This is a genomic window from Bacteroidota bacterium (assembly GCA_038746285.1).
In the GTDB taxonomy this organism is placed as follows: Bacteria; Bacteroidota; Rhodothermia; order Rhodothermales; family JANQRZ01; genus JANQRZ01.
Genome location: JBCDKT010000028.1, coordinates 1 through 18,910, shown reverse-complemented (window position 1 = coordinate 18,910; position 18,910 = coordinate 1). Strand labels below are relative to the sequence as shown.

Here is an 18,910-nt window from a genome sequence, read left to right as displayed (position 1 = left end):
CATGAGCTATTCGCTCGAACATGTGCATGATGAGGCAGCCCAATACGCGAGCTTTCTCATCGACCGGATCACCGAGGCCTCAACCGTTGAGGACATAGGGCGGATGGCGAACGACCTCGCTGAACTCTACCAGACCCTTGGTCTCTGCGAGCTACTGATCGAAGCAAACACCGAAGGTTTTTTTCACCGACTCATCGACGGCGCTTTAACGAGGCGGTATTTCCTTCGTCGATGTCTGGCTGAAGACCGAGTTCACCCAGAGCGACGCGCAAGTGTGACGGGGCCACTCGTAGGAGCCATTGTGGCGGGGCAGTATGGGGTCGCCCGAGAGCTGGACGATCTCGTGGCTGACGCTCCGGTCGAGGGCCACGAGTACGATGAGGACTACTACTACGCACGGCTCGTCGGTGCGCTGGTGAGAGAGGAGGCAAGCGATGCCGAACGGATCTTCGGACAGTATGTCGAAGCGCTCGGAGAGCTTTCGGAAGCACGGGTCCCGGTGATGCGTGCGCTATTGGATCGAGACCGGTTCGCGTTTCATCAGGCCTTTCTCGGGCTGCTCATTCAGTACGAAGCAGAGATGGAGTACCGGCAGTCTGTGTCGTACCGATACGACGATCACCACCTAGTTTTTCTAGAGGGCCTGGCACTGCTGCGCATTGCCGAAGATTCGGGCATCACCGCAGGCGATGTTTACCGCTACTGCCCAACTATGGCTCGTAAACCTGACTATGCCCGCTTCGAAGCTCGCGCATTTCCCTACACTCCTCTGGATGCCTGAGGGCAAAGCCCGACCAAGCGTGATGCCTGCAACGAATGTTGATAGATGGCGTGAGCTTCTGAGGTCCGGCAAGCTGCTGACCCCTTCATTGTCAGAAGAAGGGTTTCGGATTGAAGTTTACCTCGAACACCTGGCCGACGGGAGCTTCCTCTACGAGCAGCGCCGCGACAGCCTACTCACCGATTTCGAATTGACGTGGCTTGACCGCGCTGCGTCCGAGGAACGGTTTGAGGCGCACGTTGACGGGCTTGTGCTCGGCGAGGAGTTAGCGCTGGCGGTGTGTCAGCAGCAAGCGGAGGAGGGGGGCGCGGGCGAACTGCACGCGGCGCTGCGGGTGGTCTGCTGGCACGAGCGCAAGGATCTGCTGGACGAGGTACTGGAGAAACTGGACGGTGACGACGAAGAGCAGGTGCTCGCGGTACGCGATGCGCTGGCGGCGGAGCTTCCTGAGGCGTGGGCGGAGAACGTTGTAGGATGGCTCGCGGACACCCTCCTGTGGAAGCAGCGGGTCGCGGCGTACGTCATCGGTTACCGGCGGCTGGAGGCCGGGAGAGCACTGCTGGCCGCGCTCCCCCAAGCTGCCCTGGGTGTTCTGCCGGACCTCATCCGAGCGCTGGGTCGGCTGCGCGTGAACGCAGCGCGGACGGTGCTCTACAACGACTACGTGCAACACAGCAGTGAAACCGTACGGGCCGAGGCGGCGCTGGCCCTGCTGCGCCTCAGCGAGCAAGCAGCACTCCAGCACATCGCCTCGCACGAGCGGGACGCGGCGTGGGCGCTCCCCCTCATCGGGATCAGCGGCTCGGCCCATCACGGGCGGATGCTCGCGTCGGCGGCGAGTCCGGCAAGCGCGACGGCGCTCGGGCTGCTCGGAGACCCGGTGGCGGTGGAGGCGCTGCTGAGCCATCTCGAAAATCCGAATCTGGCTGAGGCTGCAGCGCTCGGGCTGTACCTCATCACGGGGCATGCGCCGGTCGAGGAAGCGTTCGTGCCGGAGGAGATGGACGAGGACGAACTGTTCGAGGACGAACTCGAAGCCTACCGGCGGGGCGAGCTCCCGCTGCGTCCAGACGGGGAACCGTATGGCGAGACTGTAGAGCGACTGGCGCAGGACCCGGCCCTGTGGCGGGCGTGGTGGAGCGAGAGCGGCGGGCGCTTCGAACCGGGTACCCGCTACCGACTGGGCGAGCCGTGTACGCCGCTAAGCCTCGTGCGCACCTTGCAAGCCGAGCGGATGCCTCGCTGGCTCAGGCAGCTAGCCCACGAAGAACTCGTTGTCCGCTACGGCATCGATGTCCCCTTTGAGTCGGACTGGCTCGTCACCGAACAGCAGCGGGCGATTGTCGGCGCGGCCCAGAAGGCCACGGAGGACAGCGCGACGTTCCAGCCTGGGTGCTGGTACATCGCGCGCCAGCTGCTGCCGACCTAGAGCATGTTATGGACTCGGTTGGGTCTCAGCGTTTAGGTCTCAGCGTTCTCCTCAAAAACAGCCGTCATTCCCGATCAGGGTCGGGAATGACTCGGTGTGAGGAGGCAACAGTAGCAGAACAGCGTTTCTGCGCCATCAGGGCCTCTCAAGTTGCTAACAAGCTCTAGCTGGGACACAAGGCCTGTTCGTGCGGCCTTTCACCACGGCCCCCCTCGTTCCTCTGTATAATCTTCCTCTGTATAATCCTAGCCTCGCCTATTCTCCGCCATCATGAGTGACGCGCACAAGAACATCGGGATCCGCATCACGTCGGACACGACCTCTATCACGCAACCTGAGTCCGAGTTGCGGCAGCGCGAAGTGCCGATGCCGCTCCGGCTGTTGCTCGTGGCCGATCTCGCGCCGGAGGTAAAACGCAACTGGCGCGGCGAGTCGCTGGTCCGGTCCGTAGACGCGAACGGCTTCGCTAAGCTCATGGCCGAGTGGCAGCCCACGCTCCGGCTCGGCGTGCCCAACCACCTCAGCTCGGAGCCGAAGGCGCTAGAACTATCCCTCCGGTTTACGTCGCTGAAGGATTTTACGCCGGGCGGCCTCGCGCGCCAGGTGCCGGCGCTCGCCCGGCTGCTCGCGATCCGCACCGAGGTCTACGGCGTTCGCACGAAAGGGACCGACCGGGAGACGTTCCGCGCCCGCCTCGCCGAAGCCGGGGTGGATGAAGCCTCGGCAGACGGGCTGTACGCCCAGCTCACGGTCGCGCCGCCCACCCCCGCACCACCCAAACCGAAAAACACTGGCGAGGACGCCGCGCTCGACCGGCTGATGGGAATGGTGGACGCGGGCGCCGACGGCGCAGAGGAGCCGAAGAGCATCGGCGATGCGATAGCGGGTGCCGTCTCGGGCGACGAGCCGCGCGTTGCGGCCTCCGCCGCCGACACTATCCTCGCCGACTTTGACCGCAAGCTCGGCGGCCAACTCCGAGCGATCCTTGAGCACCCGGGCCTCCGGCGGCTCGAAGCCGCGTGGCGCGGGCTGAAGTTTCTCGCGGACCGCCTGCCGCTGCGCGACGGGGTCCACCTCGACGTGCTGCCGGCCGGGCGCGACGACCTGAGCGAGGCGCTCTACGAGCAGGTGCTCCTGCCCGAGCACAGCGCAGACGACGGGCGGGCTCCGCTCTCGGCCGTCCTGCTCGGCTTCGCGTTCGGCAACAGCCAGGCCGACGTGGCTCTGCTCGATGACCTTGCCGGGACCGGAGCGAGCCTCCAAGTCCCCATCATCGCCTCGGTCGACCCCGGCTTCTTCGGACTCGGCGCGCCGGAAGCGGAGGAAGCCATCCCGCTCGTATCTCACCTTGTGGAGGGGCCGGACTACATCCACTGGAACAAGCTGCGTGAGAAGGACGAGGCGCGGTTTGTCGCGCTGGCGTTCCCGCCGCTTCTGCTGCGGGCCCCTTACGGTCCGGACAACCCGTCGAAGGAGGTGCCGCTCGATGAAGAGGGGTTCTTGTGGGGCGGCGGGGCCCTCGCGGTCGGGGTGGCGATGGGGGCGTCCTTTGCCGGGACCGGATGGCCGACCCACCTCGCAGGGCAGCAGATCGGCAACCTGCCGATCCGACCGACGAAGCGCGGGCAGACCCCGCTGGCGAGGCTCCTGCCCGAGGCGAAGGCGGCAGAACTTGCGGAGGCCGGGTTTGCCGTCCTCGCCGGCCACGCCAACGGGGACACGGTGCGCCTCGTGCATGCTCCGAACCTCTCGAAGCCGCAACGCTTCGACGACCTGGATAAAGCGGCGCAGGCGGCAGCTCACGCCACGCTGGCCTGCGGCCTTTTCGCTACCCGCGCCGGGCACCGCCTACTCCAGCTTCCGGGCGAGCTCGACCCAGCGGACACGCTGGAGGCGAAGCAGGACGCCGTCGCCCAGAAGCTCCAGACCTTCCTCGGTGCACCCGGAGCGGAGGTGCCGGCCGACGCCGTCACCGTTGAGCCGGTGCCGGACGCAGAGATCGACGGGCACGATTTGCTCGCGGTGCGTTTGCAGCCTCCGCGCCACGTCCTGTATCATCCGGTCCACCTCGCGGTTGGGCTCCCCGTGCCGCGTGCGTGACGGTGGCCTGCGGTAGCGGCAGTCTCCGTTTCTACCTACTGACCCTGCGGCCTCCACCACCGCAGGGCTGCACCGGCCCTGCTGAGCTTCGGCGAGAAGCTGCGGGCCTGCGGCTCCGCTAGCGCTTACGTCCGTGCCGTCCTCCTACCCGCCGCCAAACGACGCCGAGCGGCCCGCAGTCCGGGTCCGCATCGAGGGCACGTCCATCCCCAACGCGGAGCGGACCTTCACGGAGCGCTTCAGCATCGGGCGCGGCATGCAGGCAACGCTGCTCGTCGACTCGGGACGGGTGAGCCGGGTGCACGTCGAGGTAGCCCGAGAGGACGGGCGATGGGTGCTGCGCGACGCCGAGAGCACGAACGGAACGTACCACAACGGAGCGCGGATCGAGCGAGTCGAACTCGGTGCCGAGACGACGGTGCGCCTCGGGAAGGAAGGGCCGTTCGTCTATCTGTCGGTAGACGCCGCACCGAAGCCAGTGCTGCCCGAGCCCGAAGCAGCCCCGCCCGCGTTTGCTGAGAGGGTTACGAAGCGGGCGCGGCAGCGGGAGCGACCGCCCGAACCAGCCACCGACTGGTCACCGAGCGACGAGGCGTCGGGGCCGACCCCAACCGAATCGGCTCGGACAGAGCCAGGCTACGCAGCCGAGATGAGCGAGCCCCCTGACGCCTCGGCCGATCCGGGGTCCGTCAGCCAGGTCATCCGGAGCTACTTCGAGGAGGAGGGCGCGGGCGAGCCGGCGGGCGAGCGGACGATGATGATCCGCCAGGCGTTCCAAGAGGTGCAGCAGCAGCAGCAACTGGCCTACGGCAAGGTGGTCGCCGGAGTCGCCGTGCTCCTGCTCTGCGCGCTCGGCTTCGCGATCTGGCAGCAGACCCGGCTGGAGCACCTGTCCGGCCTGGCCGAGACCCTCTTCTACGAGATGAAAGAACAGGATCTCCGCACTGCGCAGACGCTCAGCGCCGTTGAGGTGGAGGGGAACGAGGAGCTAGCTGTGCTTCTGGAGGAGCAGGCGGAGGCTGGACGCCGCATGGCGCGCCGCTACGCGGGCTACGTCGAAGAGCACGGCCTCTACCGGGCGCTCTCGGACGAAGAGAAAGAGATCTACCGGGTAGCGCGCATCTTCAACGAGAGCGAGTTTGCGATCCCCGCCGGCTTCATCCGGGCCGTCAGGGAGTACATCGGCTACTGGCAGAGCACGAGGCGCTTCGAGACGGCCGTGCGGCGCGCCGAGAACAACGGCTACACGCCGGTCATCGTCGATGCCTTTCAGCGGCACGGACTCCCGCCCGAGTTCTTCTACCTCGCCATGCAGGAGAGTGATTTTGTCGCCGAACGAGTCGGGCCCTGGACGCGGTTCGGGCATGCCAAGGGCATGTGGCAGTTCATCCCGTCCACGGGGCAGGCCTACGGCCTCGCCACCGGCCCGCGCGAAGACCTCGGCGTCTACGACCCGCAGGACGAGCGGCACGACTTCGAGAGGTCGACCGAGGCGGCGGCGCGGTACCTCGCCGACATCTACACAGAACTGGCCCAGGCCTCGGGCCTGCTCGCGATGGCGTCCTACAACTGGGGCGAGCACCGCGTCGTCCCCAAGCTGAACCGGCTGCAGGCGGGGGCGCAGCAGGACTTCTTCGCGGGGCTCGGCGAGACCCCGCAGCAGCGGAGCTACTGGCGCTTCCTGAACCAGTACGAGGAGCGGATGCCGGAGGAGACGAAGAACTACGTGCTCTACATCTTCTCCGCGGCCGTGATCGGCCAGAACCCGCGCCTCTTCGGCTTCGACTTCGACAACCCGTTGCAGCGCTACATCGAGCAGGCTTCGCCCCTCGCGCGCGCGCCGCTCACCCGCCCCTGACCTGCTCATGTTCTGGAAACGATCCGCCCGTCCTCTCTCCGTCCACTACGGCGCATGCTCCCACGTCGGGCAGGTTCGTTCGGAGAACCAGGACGCCTACGGGGTCTTCCCCGAAGCGGCTCCGGGCGGCGATCCGGTCCCCTGCGTATTTGTCGTGGCCGACGGCATGGGCGGTCACGAGGACGGCGGCCAGGCTAGCCGGGTCACGGTCGAAATCGTTGGCCGTCTGTCTCTCAGTGAGCAGGAAAAGCCCATCGAGGTGCACCTCGCCCGGGCGATTAGCGCGGCCAACGAGCGAGTCTACACGCTGGCGCACGGAGGACCCCTGCCGAAGAAGATGGGCACGACCTGCAGCGTGCTCGCCCTCATCGGAGGTGAGGCCTGGGTGGCACACGTCGGCGACAGCCGGGTCTACCGGGTGAACCAGAACGGCCGCATCGCGCAGCTCACGCAGGACCACACGCTCGTCGGGGAATTGCAGCGGGAGGGCGTGCTGACCGAGGCTGAGGCCGAGCGCCACCCGCAGCGCCACGCCCTCGTCCGCGCCGTCGGGGTCGAGCCGGGCGTCGAGGTGGACGTGGAACGCGTGGACCCCCTCCAGGCAGGGGACCGGTTCGTGCTCTGCTCCGACGGCCTGGCTCGCGTGGCAGACGAAGAGATCCGCGACATCGTTCGCGGGGAAGCACCGCAGGCAGCGGCAGAGCGTCTGGTCTACCTCGCAAACGAGCGCGGCGGGCACGACAACGTGACCGTCCTCGTCGTCGAAGTGCGCTAGCGAGCGTAGCTTCGGCTGGCGGCCTCGCGTCATGCGCCTGCCGCCTCCATCCGTTCCATCTTTCGCTGTGCCCGACACGTTCATCGGCCAGGAGATCGACGGCTACCGCATCCTCGAAGAACTCGGGCGCGGCGGCATGGGGGTGGTGTACAAAGCCGAGGACGTCGCCCTCGCTCGTCCTGTCGCCCTCAAGATGATCGCCCGCGACCTCGCCCGCGACGCGTCCTTCGAGCGGCGCTTCCGGTCCGAAGCCCGGGCGCTCGCCCGGATCGACAGCCCGCACATCACGCGCATCTACGCGCTTCGCCGCACCGAGGCGGGCCTCTTCATCGTGATGGAGTACATCGGCGGCGGCACGATCAGCGACCGCATGGACTTCGGGCCGCTCAAATGGACCGCCGCTCGGCCGCTCGTCCTGGAGATGATCGCAGCGCTCGAGCACGCGCACGGCGTCGGGGTGGTGCACCGGGACATCAAGCCGGGCAACATCCTGCTGAGCGAAGCGGGGCGCGTCAAGGTCACCGACTTCGGCCTCGCCAAGCTCCGCACCGGTGACAGTGAGATCACAGTCACGCAGGGAATCGCGGGGACGCTCTACTACATGTCGCCCGAGCAGGTTAAGGGCGAGCGCACCCTCGACGGCCGGAGCGACCTCTACGCGCTCGGGATGACCATCTACGAGATGCTGAGCGGCCGGCTGCCGTTCGAGCGGGGACAGAGCGAGTTCGAGACGATGCGAACGATTGTCGAGATGCCGTACCCGCCCCTCGCCCAGTTCGCTCCAGCCCTCCCGGCCGGCGTCAGCGAGACGGTGATGAAAGCCCTCGCCAAAGACCCCGCCGAGCGCTACCCGGACGCGGCAGCGATGCGGGCTGCTTTCGCAGCGGTTCCTGCTGGGGCGTCGGCCGGCGGGGGGCGGCGCGAGGCACCGACGATCGTCGAGCACGCGACCTTCGCACAGGAGACACAGGCTACGTCGCCGATGCGCCGTTTGCCCGCCGTCGGCGGCGTGCTCGCGGCAGTACTGATTGCGGCCCTCGCGTTCTGGCTCTGGCCCGCTGCCTCGGGTGTGACGCTGAGTGTCGTCACGGACCCGCCCGGGGCAGTCGTCACGCTCGGCGGGGAGCGGCTCGGCCAAACGCCTATTGAGACGGTGACGAGTGGAACCGGCCGGCTGCGCGTCGAGCGTGACGGCTACCGCCCCGTGGACACGCTGCTCGCGCTCGCCGGGGGAGAGCCCGTGGCATTGCGGTTTGACCTCGCGGCTTTGCCGCCGGACCAGCAAGAGGTGCGGCTCCTGGAGGTGACTTCGACCCCGGCCGGGGCGACCGTCTCCGTGAATGGATCGCCTGCGGGGACGACGCCGCTGACGTACGAGGACACGACCGGCGCGCCCGTCACGCTGCGCCTGGAACGCGCCGGCTACCGACCGTGGACGCGCGAGGGCGTAGAACTCCAGCCGGACGCCCCGACGCAGGTCGCCGCCGACCTGCAGCGCGTTTCGGAGGCTACCCCGCCGCCGACCGATCCGCCTTCGCAGCAGCCCGGCACGCTCGTCTTGACGTCCAGGGGAGGCGGGACGGTCCGCGTGGCCGGACAGCGAGCCACCGGCACGGGCACGTTCTCGCTCACACCTGGTCGCCACACGGTCCGCTGCGAAAGCCCGGAGTACGGACCCTATGAAACCACGGTGCGGGTCCGCGCTGGACAGACCGCGAGGGCGACGTGCCACTTCGTGACGCCGGTCCGGGTGCAGGCGAATCCGGCCTCGGGGAGCGGGGACGTGTGGGGCGAGATCTGGATCAATGGGCGCAACACGCAGGAGTTTGCTTCTAAGGAACTCTCGCTCGGCCCCGGCACCTACCGGGTCGAGGTGCGGCGCGAAGGGTATCGGGTAGAGCCAGCGAGCCACACCATTACCCTTCGGGCAGGGCTGGAGCAACCCGATCCCGTTCCCCTTATATTTGAAATGAAAGAGCAGTAAGAAGAGCGCGACGTGCGCCAGATTGCGGCAGCGGCCCCGGGGAGGTGCTATTTTCGTTCCGGTGAGAAGGGCCACGCGCCCGAGCTATGCCTGTCCACCTGTCCAGAAACCTATGACACCGCTTCTGCACCACACACGTTGCGCGCTGGCCTGCCTCGGAGCCGTACTGCTCGCGCACGCGGCCTACGCACAGCACGACGAGGCGCGGCTCGGCGAAGCTATCGCCGCGCACCGAGCCGCGGACTACGAGACGGCCATCGTCGGCTTCGACGCACTCGTTGAGGACGAGGCCGCCGACAAGGAGGTCAAGAAAGAGGCGCTCCAGTGGCTCGGCCGCACCTACGCCGCCCGCAACGCGTGGGACGACGCCCGGCTTGCGCTCTTGAAGCTGCTCGAACTCGAGCCCCCGCTCGTCGAACTGCGCGGCGAGGCTCCACCACTCCAGAACCTGTTCTACGAAGTCCGCGCCGAGTACGTCGGGAGCTACGTCGTCGAGCGCGAGGACCCGGGGATGAAGACGCTCGCTGTGATGGACTTCGCCAACAACTCGGTCGACGAGAAGGAGCGCTTCGACCCGATGCAGGGCGGCTTCGCCGACCGCCTGGTGAACCACCTCCACGGAGCGACCAACCTGAAGGTCGTCGAGCGCGACCGCATCCAGTGGCTCCTCGGTGAACTCGAACTGCAGCGCGACGCCTCGGTCGTAGACCAGCAGACGGCCGTCGAGACTGGCCGGCTGCTCGGCGTCACGGCGGTCCTCTTCGGCTCGTTCACGATCTTCGGCAAAGACATGTGGCTCTCGGCTCGGCTCGTGAAGGTCGAGACCGGCGAGATCCTGTTCAGCGAGCAGGTCGAAGGCCGGTGGCGGGACTTCGCGGACCTGGCCGGGGCGCTCTCCGAGCGCGTGGCCGATGCCATCGACGTGGAACTGGCAGAGCAGGGGGGGAGCGGTGCGACACGCTCCGCCGATGCCATGCTGGCCTACTCCGAGGGCCTCAGCCTGATCGACCAGGAGCGGTACCAGGAGGCCTACGACAAGTTCATCGAGGCGCTGGAGCACGACCCGGGCTACACCCGCGCCCGCGAGCGTGCCGACAGTCTGCGTCTGCTCCTAGGATGATCCTCTAGCGCTGCCGCTCATGCTCGTCTGCTCCCGCCCGCTGATGCTCCGCTCGCTGCTCGCGCTGCTGGCCGCCGGCCTGCTGGCCGCGTGCGCCCCGGCCGGCGTGGCGACCGACGAAGGCGCGCTCGACCGGGCGATCACGCGCGCGCAAGCCGACCTCGTCCGCCGGCCCGACAACGTGCGGGTGCGCCGCGACCTCGGCGTGCTCCTCGCCCAAGCCGAGCGCTTCGGCGAGGCGGAGGGGTACCTCCGCCAGGCGTACGTTGATGACAGCAGCGACCCCAAAACTGTCTACTACCTCGGCCTCACGCTCGAAGCCGAGGGGAGCCGCGACGAGGCCATTCGCTTCCACGGGCAGTTCGTCCGCGTCTCGCCTCGGTCGCCGTTCCGGCCGCTGCTGCAGGGGCGCTACGAGTGGCTGACGCGGGAGCGCCTCCGCGAGGAGGTCGGCGATCTCGTGGCGCGCGAGGACACGCTCGGGAGCGACACCGGGCCGCCGGGCGTCGTGGCGGTGTTTCCGTTCGCCTACCTCGGCAGCGACCCGCAGTTCATGGCTCTCGGTCGGGGTCTCGGCGAGATGGTGACGGCCGACCTGGCACGCATCGGAGGGTTGCAGGTCGTTGAGCGGGTGCGGCTCCAGGCACTGCTCGACGAACTGTCGCTCGCGCAGCGTGCCGCGTTCGACCAGCGCACCACGCCGCGCCTCGGCCGCCTGCTCCGCGCCGGGCGCGCCGTCGGCGGCTCCTTCGACGTGAGCGACGGCGACCTCCGCGTCGACGCCGCCCTCTGGGACCTCGACGAGCCGGAGCCCGCCCTCCAGACGCGCACCGACGACCTCAACCGGCTGTTCCGGCTGAAGCGGGAGGTGGTCCTCGGGATTGTCGATCAGATCGGCGTGACGCTCTCGCCCGAAGAGCGCGCCGCGCTCGACGTGGTGCCGACGCGCAACCTCCAGGCGTTCCTGCTCTACGCGCGCGGGCTCCAGGAGGAGGACGACGGTAACTTCGCCGCTGCTGCCAGCGCCTACCAGGCCGCCGTCAAGCGCGACCCCGGGTTCGGCGAGGCCGCGGCACGCGCCGAGCAGGCCCGGGCCGTCGAGCGAGCCGGCGGGTCCGTCGGGAAAGGACTGGCCGCGGCGCGGACGCTCGGAAACGTTAGACGGATCGACCTGGTCGGCAGCCGGCTCCAGCGCCTCAACGACAGCGTGGGTTCGACCTTCCTGCCCGGGGGCACCTCCCGCAACCCGGCTGGCGAAGGGGCGACGGGGAGTGGGGTCACCTTCGAGCCGCTTCCCGGCCCGCCCGGCCCGCCCGGCGGCAACCGACCCCGATGAGTATGCGCTCCATCAACCGAACCTGGTGCCTGCTCGTCGCCCTCGCGTGTGCCGCCGCGCCGAGCGTGCAGGCGCAAGCATCCTGCAACGACGTCACCGTTTTCTGCTACGAGGACTTCGTCGTCGAGGTGAACCGCCTGCTGCCGGTCGTCGGCGAGCCGCTCCAGGTGACGGTCACCTCCCGCGAGGTCAGTACCCTCAGCGGCACGCTCTTCTACCGCGTCACCGGGACGAGCGCGTACACAGCGGTCGCCGTAGAACCGGAAAACGGCCTCGTGTTCACCGTCGAGATCCCGGCCGACGCCCTGACCGTGCGCGGCCTCGACCTCTACGGCGAGCTGTTCGACGGCAGCGAGGTGCTCACCTTTCCCGAGGAAGACCCGGCGGAGAACCCCGTCCGCTTGCCCATTTTCCTCGGCTCGTTCAGGGCCGACGCAGGCCTCGTCCCCCGCACGTACCGGATGGTCTCGGTCCCTGCCGACATCGAGGTGCAGTCGGTCCGGGAGATTCTGGAGGATGACCTGGGCAGGCCGGACGCGGCTCGGTGGCGCGCAGCGCGCTGGCAGCCCGCGCTGGAGCGGTACGAGCTGTCGCCCGACCAGGCCATCACGAGCGGCGACGCCTTCTGGGTCGCTGCGGCGACGGGCGGCGCGTTCGACGTGGACCTGGCGAACTCCACCAACCCCGACTCGCTAGCCCCGATCGTTCTGCAGCCGGGTTTCAACCAGATCGGGAACCCCTACGCCTTCCCCGTGGACTGGGCTGACGTTCTCGCCGACGGAGACGTGAGCCTGCCGGTCCGCTACGATGGGGTCTCGCCCTACGTCGAGGTGACGCGGCTGAAGCCGTGGGAGGGCTACTTCGTGTCGAACAACGAGGACCGGCCTGTCACCCTCAGGGTGCTGCCGCGCGAGGCGGGCGTCGGCCGCGAAGCCTTACCCGTGTCGGCGTCCTACACCGTGCGCCTGAGCGGACGGTCCGAAGCCTACGCGGATACCCTGAACGTGGTCGGGTTTGCCGAGGGCGTAGCGCCCAGTCTCCGCGAGCCGCCGCCTATCGGCGATCACCTGCGCGTCAGCGTGCTCGGCGAGGGCACCTCTTGGACGCGCAGCCTCCGGCCCACGCCCACCGACGGCACATTCTGGGAGGTGGAGGTCACGGCGTCGGAGGACCTGCTCGGCGCGCCGCGCCGCGTCACGCTGTCGCTCGCCGAAGAGGGCGCGCGGCGGCCCGGCTTCGGCCTCTGGGTCATCGACCGCGACCTCGGGACGGGCATCGACGTGGACGGCGGCACGTTCGAGGTCACCCTCGGGCCGGACGCGCCGGTGCGCCGGCTCCGCATAATTGCCGGGACCGAATCCTTCGCCGAGGCCGGGAGCGAGGGCGCGCCGCTGGAGCCGGTCGCGTTCGCGCTCGACGCGGGCTTCCCCAACCCCTTCGCCGCGCAGACCACGATGCGCTACCGCCTCGCTAGGCGCGGCCCTGCCACGCTCGAAGTCTTTGATCTCCTCGGCCGCCGCGTCCGCGTGCTCGCCGACGCCGCCCACGAGGCCGGGCCCCACACCGCCGTGTGGGACGGGCGCGACGGCTCAGGCCGCCTCGCCGCCAGCGGCGTCTACCTCGTTCGCCTCCGCGCAGCCGGTGCCTCGGCCACACGCCGCGTCGCCGTGCTCCGCTAGCCCCTCGAACGACGTGCGACACCTCGCGCTCCTCTTCTTGCTCACCCTTGCGCCTGCTGTGCTCGGACAGCCCGAGCCGTCGGCGCTCTACGCGGGCGGGGACCGGCAGTCCGTCCGGGTCAGCCTCGAAGGGGTCTACCAGCGCTTCACCGACGAGGGGCAAGACCTCGCCGAAGTGAGCGTGCCGCTCGGCGTCTACCTCCCCCTCGGCGCAAACGTGGCGCTGGGGCTGAACGCCAACTACGCCGCCGTGAGCGGGAGCGAGATCGAAACCCTCTCTGCCTTCGGCGACGTGCAGTTCGTGGCGAGCTACTTCCAGCCGGTCGGGGACGGCAGCGTGGTGCTGAGCCTGGGCTTCAACGCCAACACGGGCAGCAGCGCGCTGACGTTCGAGGAGTTCGAGGCGGCCACGCGCGCGAGCCAGACCGTGTACGACTTCCGGGTGCCGACCTTCGGACAGGGGCTCCGCGTCGCGCCCGCCGTCACCTACGCTTTTCCCCTGAGCGACCGCGTTGCCCTCGGGCTCGGCGCGTCGTACCAGTACCGAGGGCCGTACGAGCCCCTCGCCGACGAGCTAGACCAGTACGATCCGGGCGAAGAGGTGTTGCTCACCGGCGGGACCGATCTCAAGGTCACTGACCTGTCATCTGTTTCGCTGGATGTCTCGTATGCGCTGAACGGGACCGACTCGTGGGGTGCCATCGAGTATGAGCCGGGCAACACGGTCTCGGCGGCGATGCAGTACCTGCAACTCGTCGGGCGGCACGAGGTGCGCGTGCTGGCCCGGTACCAGTCGCGGGGCGAGGGGCGTCTGCCGCAGGCGACCGTGCTGGGCGGGACGGCAGCGGAGACCGCCGTGCCGACGCAGCTGCTGGTCGCAGCCACCGGGCAGATCGAGGTTGCGCCGGTGCTTCGCCTGGGCGTGCTGGCACGCGCGCGGATCTACGGCGAGAGCGCGCTCGTCCCCGAAGGCCAGACGCTCACCGACCTCGGCCTGGTGCCGACCGTCCGGGTCGGGGAGCGGCTACACCTGACGGGGCGGTTCGTCTACACGCTCGGCAGCTTCAGCGGGTTTACTGCCGGCGGCGGCATGAGCATCGCGTTTTGAGCGCGGGCTCTATCTTGCGGCTCACGATCCGAAGCCCTCGATGACCTCTTCTCGCCTCAGCATCCCCCGTGCCCTCACTCTCTGGACTGTCTACGCCGTCGTGTTCGCCGTCGCGGGCGGGCTGGGGGCCGGAATTCCGGCGCTCCTCGTCGAGCTTGTTGCCGGGGAGACCTACGACGACACGCTCTACGCCATCATGTTCGGCGTGACGGGCTTCATCGGATACCAGTTGGCGCAGCGCGTGGCCGGTCCATAAGACTTCTGGCAGGAGGTTACGCCGGGCCAGCGGCGGGGTCTATGGGGGTGAGACCCTCCACCAACCCCTGCCGCGATGCTGTCCCACGTCTGGAGCGCCACCGTCCTCGGCGTCGACGCCCTCCCCATCGAGATCGAGACCCACACCGAGCCCGGCCTTCCGAAGTGGACCGTCGTCGGGCTCCCCGACGGGGCCGTGCGCGAGAGCCGCGACCGGGTGTGGGCGGCGCTCAAGAACTCCGGCCTGCCCGTCCCGCGCGGGGCGATCACCGTCAACCTCGCCCCGGCCGACGTGCGCAAGGAGGGCGCGGCGTTCGATCTCCCGATTGCCCTCGGACTCCTCGCCGCCAGCGGCCTCGTTCCTCAGGAGCGGCTCGGCACCCTGTTCGCGCTCGGCGAGTTGTCGCTCGACGGCTCCCTGCGCGCGGTGCGCGGGGTGCTCCCGGCGGCGGTACGCGCGCGGCGCGAAGGCAAGCCGGCTATGCTCGTCCCCGAAGCCAACGCCGCCGAGGCCGCCGTCGTCGAGGGGCTCGACGTGTACCCCGTCGCTACACTGCGCGACGCCGTCACGCTTCTCGCCGACGGCCCCGGCGCGCCCTTCCGCCGCGACCTCGACCGCCTCTTCGACGAGGCGCGGCACTACCCGGTCGACTTCGCCGACGTGCGGGGGCAGGAGAACGTCAAGCGGGCGCTCGAAGTGGCCGCGGCGGGCGGGCACAATGCGCTCCTGATCGGGCCGCCCGGCGCGGGCAAGACGATGCTCGCCCGCCGGATGCCGACGATCCTCCCGCCGCTGAGCCCGGACGAGGCGCTGGAGACGACGAAGATCCACAGCGTCGGCGGCGCGCTCAACGGGTCGGCGCAGCACGGGCTGGTCGCCACGCGCCCCTTCCGCTCGCCGCACCACACGATCTCCGACGCTGGGCTCTGCGGCGGCGGCTCGAATCCGCTCCCCGGCGAGATCTCGCTCGCCCACAACGGCGTGCTCTTCCTCGACGAGCTGCCCGAATTCCGGCGTCAGGTGCTGGAGGTGATGCGGCAGCCGCTGGAGGAGGGGCAGATCACGCTGGCCCGCGCCCGCTGCACCGTCGAATACCCCGCGCGTTTCATGCTCGTAGCCTCGATGAACCCGTGCCCGTGCGGACATCTGAACGATCCGTCGAGGGCGTGCGTGTGCGCGCCGCCGCAGGTCCAGCGCTACCTCGCCAAAATCTCCGGCCCGCTCCTCGACCGCATCGACCTCCACGTCGAGGTCACGCCGGTCCCGTTCGACGAACTCAACCGCCGGGCGCCGGGCGAGTCGTCGGAGGCGGTGCGCGCCCGCGTCGTCGCCGCACGCGAGCGCCAGGCCGCGCGCTTCGCCGAGGCGGGCGGCGTCTACGCGAACGCGCAGATGGGGTCGCGCCTCGTCCGGGAGCACTGCGCGCTCTGCGCCGAGGGCGAGGCGCTGATGAAGATGGCGCTGACGCGGCTCGGGCTCTCAGCGCGGGCCTACGACCGGATGCTGAAGGTGGCGCGGACGATCGCCGACCTGGCTGGGGATAGCCGGATCGCGCCGGCGCACCTGGCTGAGGCGGTGCAGTACCGGTCGCTCGACCGCTCGTGGTGGGGCGCGTGACAGGAGCGGAAGCACGGAGGATCGGATGCAGGGACGTGGCCTCAGGGACGAAGCCTGAACGCTCTCACCCTCTGCTCCGCTTGGTGAGACGCCTCACCTTTTGCCGTATCCGTTTCATTCGCTTCTCGCGCTTGAAGGCCCCGAAGGGTGTGTTGATGGGCACCGTCAGCAGGTCCGGCCAAAGCCGCTCAACCACGCGAAGCCCCGCGCTCTGCTGCCGCTTCGTTTCGGGGGACAACGCGCGCATAGCCTCCAGAACTGTACGTTGGTTCTGCGGCCAGATGCTTACCGGCGGCACGGTGTTTCCCAGAAGGATGGGAGCGGCCCAGCACCCAAGTCTGTTTTCGAGGTAGAGCATGTCTAGGAGCTCAAAGGCATCGCTCGCCTCAGTCTGCGCCCCCTCTAGCCAATGCCGGCCGGCACTGAGCACCGTCTCGTGCGGCGGGAGACGAAGCCGGGTCACGATCTCCTCCACCGACAGCGACATGCCGGGCCGGTCGCCGGGTCGGTAGTAGAAGCCTCGACCTAGCTCGCCGGCTATGCCCTTCAGGTAGACGCGGTCGCGAGGTAGCTGGGCCGTAGCTCCGGCGTTGCGAAGGGAGCCTGCTGCCACGCTGCGCCCCGTGCGCTCGAACCACCGCCTCTCGACCTCGTCCGAGCGAACCCTGGGTAAAACGTGGTGATCCAAGCCGAGTCGCTCGGCGAGGTAGCCAGCGGTGAACACGTCGAGCCCTGGGCGCGAACCAGCCTGGAAGGTGAAGCTCCAGATAGACTCGGTGTGGTCGCGGAGCGACGCAAGTATCATCCGCGTATCGACTCCGGCGGTGAGTGGAATGCTGAGGCCGCACCCTGCGACCAGGGTGAGGGCCTGCTCCCGGAGCCGCTGCGCGATGCAGTCGAGCAGCGCGTTGTCGTCCCCCACGAGGCTAGGCGAGCGTGGAAGCCGGACGGGCTCGAACGTGTCGAACGGAAGGAGGTGGCCGGGCAGGAGACGCCGAACGTTGCGGTACGGGGTCAGGCCAAACGGGTACCACGCCCGCTCCTCGGGTAGGCCGATGGCTCGCTCTAGATTGGTGTCGGCCTCCAGCTGATCTGGAGGCATCACCGCCGGAGACGACGCCGCCGTCCGGTGCTCGGCGCTGTAGACGACAGAGAACGAGCCGGCCGGGTCTAGCCGGACGCCGGCTTCGTGGACGAACACCCAGCGCCCTCCCAGGTCGCCGAGTTCCTCCGAACGGACCGATAGCGCGGCCTGGGGAGCATCAGGTGCTGCCAAAAGTCCGGGCGTCCAACCGACAAGGAGTCCCCGCTCGTGGGGGTGCTCGCCCGCATTCAGCGTGAGGTTGCGAATGGGGATCGTCGGACAGTGGGCTAGGTGCTGACCGCCGACCGGTTGAGTCTGCCACTCCTCTGGAACGGCGGAGGGAGACGGCGTCAGCAAAAACTGATTAGCGTAGAGGCGGTCCATGGATTTCCCTGGCGGCAGAGCGCGAACATCGCAGAGGAGCAGTCAAAAACTACACCGGAGCAACTCATTTTTCGCTCACCCTCCCGCCTTGCCAGTGGCGGCGTCTAGTGCAGCACGGAAGGCAGCCGTTGCGGCCTCGGGATCGTCGGCCGCCGTGACCGCTGTCATCGCGGCGACGCCGTACGCCCCGGCGCGGAGTACGGACGCGACCCGCTCCGGCGTCATCCCCGCGATCCCGACGGTGGGAATCTGAACTGCCTCGCACACGGCACCCAGTCCATCGAGCCCCTTCACCGAGGCTGGGTTGCGCTTCGAGCGGGTCGGGAAGACAGGGCCGAAGCCGAGGTAGCTCGCCCCTTCCGCCTCAGCCTTGCGGGCTTGCGCGACGGTTGTGACGGTCGCGCCGACGACGGCGTCCGGTCCGAGGATGCGCCGGGCGACGGTCACCGGCAGGTCCTGCTGCCCGAGGTGCACGCCGGCCGCGCCGACGGCCTGCGCGAGCGCGAGGTCGTCGTTGATGAGGAGCAGGACCCCGGCTGCGCGGCAGACGGCGGCGGTGCACTCAGCCTCGTGAAGACGAGCGCGGACCGGACCGGTTTTCTGGCGGAACTGGACGGTGTCCGCCCCACCAGCGACGGCCCGCGCGGCGAGGTCGGCGTGGGAGAATCGCTGCTGAAAGGTGAAGTCGGTGAGGACGTGGAGGCGGCCCAGTGGCATGGGTTATGGGCAGAAAATGTGCGGCCGAGGCATATTTCTTTGTTTGATTCGTGGAGAATGCATACTTTGACGCTGTAAGCAGACGGTCGATCTCCGCTAGCACCTCGGTCTCTCGATTGGCAAGCCGGACCTCGAAAGTACCTCTGCTCCCGTATCCAATCACGCAAGACGCACCAGTACCATGGGAGAACGCGAGACCGGCACGGTCAAGTGGTTCAACGCCGACAAGGGCTTCGGCTTCATCGAGCGCGAGTCCGGCGGCGACATTTTCGTCCACTACAGCGAGATCAAGATGGACGGCTACCGCAGCCTCGACGAGGGGCAGAAGGTGGAGTTCATCGTCGGCGAGGGCCGCAAAGGGCTCCAGGCCCAGGAGGTCACGAACGCAGGCTGACCTCGACTGCCGCGCCACAACCTACAGGGCTGCTCTCTTCCGGGGGCAGCCCTTTTTCAGTGCCGAGTGGCGAATGTCGGGTTACGAATGGGAGTGGCTCGCGTCTAGAGCATGTTATGGACTCGGTTAGGTCTCAGCGTTCTCCTCAAAACAGCCGTCATTCCCGCGCAGGCGGGAATCCAGAGCTTGTAGTACGCCTTCTGGATTCCCGATCAGGGTCGGGAATGACTCGATGTGAGGAGGTAACAGTAGCAGAACAGCGTTTCTGCGCCATCAGGGCCTCTCAAG

The 18,910-nt window shown here is 68.5% G+C and carries 15 protein-coding genes; 13 read left to right on the top strand and 2 right to left on the bottom strand.

The window, feature by feature from the left end:
* Position 1 precedes the first annotated feature (1 nt).
* The 12 genes from AAGI91_10390 (at position 2) to AAGI91_10335 (ending at position 16,043) form a co-directional block, all read left to right on the top strand.
* Positions 2-781 carry a hypothetical protein gene (locus tag AAGI91_10390; protein ID MEM1043026.1) on the top strand — a complete coding sequence of 260 codons (780 nt, stop codon included), beginning with the start codon at positions 2-4 and terminating at the stop codon, positions 779-781.
* A complete protein-coding gene (locus AAGI91_10385) occupies positions 774-2,210 on the top strand; it encodes a hypothetical protein (protein ID MEM1043025.1) in 1,437 nt (478 codons plus the stop codon). The genes AAGI91_10390 and AAGI91_10385 overlap by 8 nt, the downstream gene beginning before the upstream one ends.
* 270 nt (positions 2,211-2,480) lie before the next feature.
* A complete protein-coding gene (locus tag AAGI91_10380; GenBank protein ID MEM1043024.1) occupies positions 2,481-4,310 on the top strand; it encodes a type VI secretion system contractile sheath large subunit in 1,830 nt (609 codons plus the stop codon).
* Between the two features lie 133 nt (positions 4,311-4,443).
* Positions 4,444-6,168, top strand: coding sequence for an FHA domain-containing protein (locus AAGI91_10375; protein ID MEM1043023.1), 1,725 nt, complete (start codon positions 4,444-4,446; stop codon positions 6,166-6,168).
* 7 nt (positions 6,169-6,175) lie between these two features.
* On the top strand, positions 6,176-6,943 hold the full coding sequence (locus AAGI91_10370) for a PP2C family serine/threonine-protein phosphatase (GenBank protein MEM1043022.1): 768 nt from the start codon (positions 6,176-6,178) through the stop codon (positions 6,941-6,943).
* A 67-nt stretch (positions 6,944-7,010) separates the two neighbouring features.
* A complete protein-coding gene (locus AAGI91_10365; GenBank protein MEM1043021.1) occupies positions 7,011-8,927 on the top strand; it encodes a PEGA domain-containing protein in 1,917 nt (638 codons plus the stop codon).
* Positions 8,928-9,039: 112 nt separating this feature from the next.
* Complete coding sequence (locus AAGI91_10360) at positions 9,040-10,047, top strand: CsgG/HfaB family protein (protein MEM1043020.1); 1,008 nt, start codon at positions 9,040-9,042, stop codon at positions 10,045-10,047.
* A gap of 19 nt (positions 10,048-10,066) precedes the next feature.
* On the top strand, positions 10,067-11,383 hold the full coding sequence (locus tag AAGI91_10355) for a CsgG/HfaB family protein (GenBank protein ID MEM1043019.1): 1,317 nt from the start codon (positions 10,067-10,069) through the stop codon (positions 11,381-11,383).
* Positions 11,384-11,385: 2 nt separating this feature from the next.
* A complete protein-coding gene (locus AAGI91_10350) occupies positions 11,386-13,062 on the top strand; it encodes a FlgD immunoglobulin-like domain containing protein (protein MEM1043018.1) in 1,677 nt (558 codons plus the stop codon).
* 13 nt (positions 13,063-13,075) lie between these two features.
* The gene (locus AAGI91_10345) at positions 13,076-14,170 is read left to right on the top strand and encodes a hypothetical protein (GenBank protein MEM1043017.1); all 1,095 of its coding nucleotides are present in this window, start codon (positions 13,076-13,078) and stop codon (positions 14,168-14,170) included.
* A 40-nt stretch (positions 14,171-14,210) separates the two neighbouring features.
* Positions 14,211-14,426 carry a hypothetical protein gene (locus AAGI91_10340; protein ID MEM1043016.1) on the top strand — a complete coding sequence of 72 codons (216 nt, stop codon included), beginning with the start codon at positions 14,211-14,213 and terminating at the stop codon, positions 14,424-14,426.
* 75 nt (positions 14,427-14,501) lie between these two features.
* The gene (locus AAGI91_10335) at positions 14,502-16,043 is read left to right on the top strand and encodes a YifB family Mg chelatase-like AAA ATPase (protein ID MEM1043015.1); all 1,542 of its coding nucleotides are present in this window, start codon (positions 14,502-14,504) and stop codon (positions 16,041-16,043) included.
* 64 nt (positions 16,044-16,107) lie between these two features.
* Here the strand turns inward: AAGI91_10335 and AAGI91_10330 are convergent, their stop codons facing one another.
* Both AAGI91_10330 and thiE read right to left on the bottom strand, forming a co-directional pair.
* A complete protein-coding gene (locus AAGI91_10330) occupies positions 16,108-17,511 on the bottom strand; it encodes a hypothetical protein (protein MEM1043014.1) in 1,404 nt (467 codons plus the stop codon).
* A 75-nt stretch (positions 17,512-17,586) separates the two neighbouring features.
* Positions 17,587-18,228: a thiamine phosphate synthase gene (thiE, locus tag AAGI91_10325; GenBank protein MEM1043013.1), complete on the bottom strand. Its 642-nt coding sequence runs from the start codon at positions 18,226-18,228 to the stop codon at positions 17,587-17,589.
* A 181-nt stretch (positions 18,229-18,409) separates the two neighbouring features.
* Between thiE and AAGI91_10320 the strand changes: the two genes are divergently transcribed.
* Entirely contained in the window at positions 18,410-18,622 is a 213-nt protein-coding gene (locus AAGI91_10320) for a cold-shock protein (GenBank protein ID MEM1043012.1), read from the top strand.
* Positions 18,623-18,910: the final 288 nt, after the last annotated feature.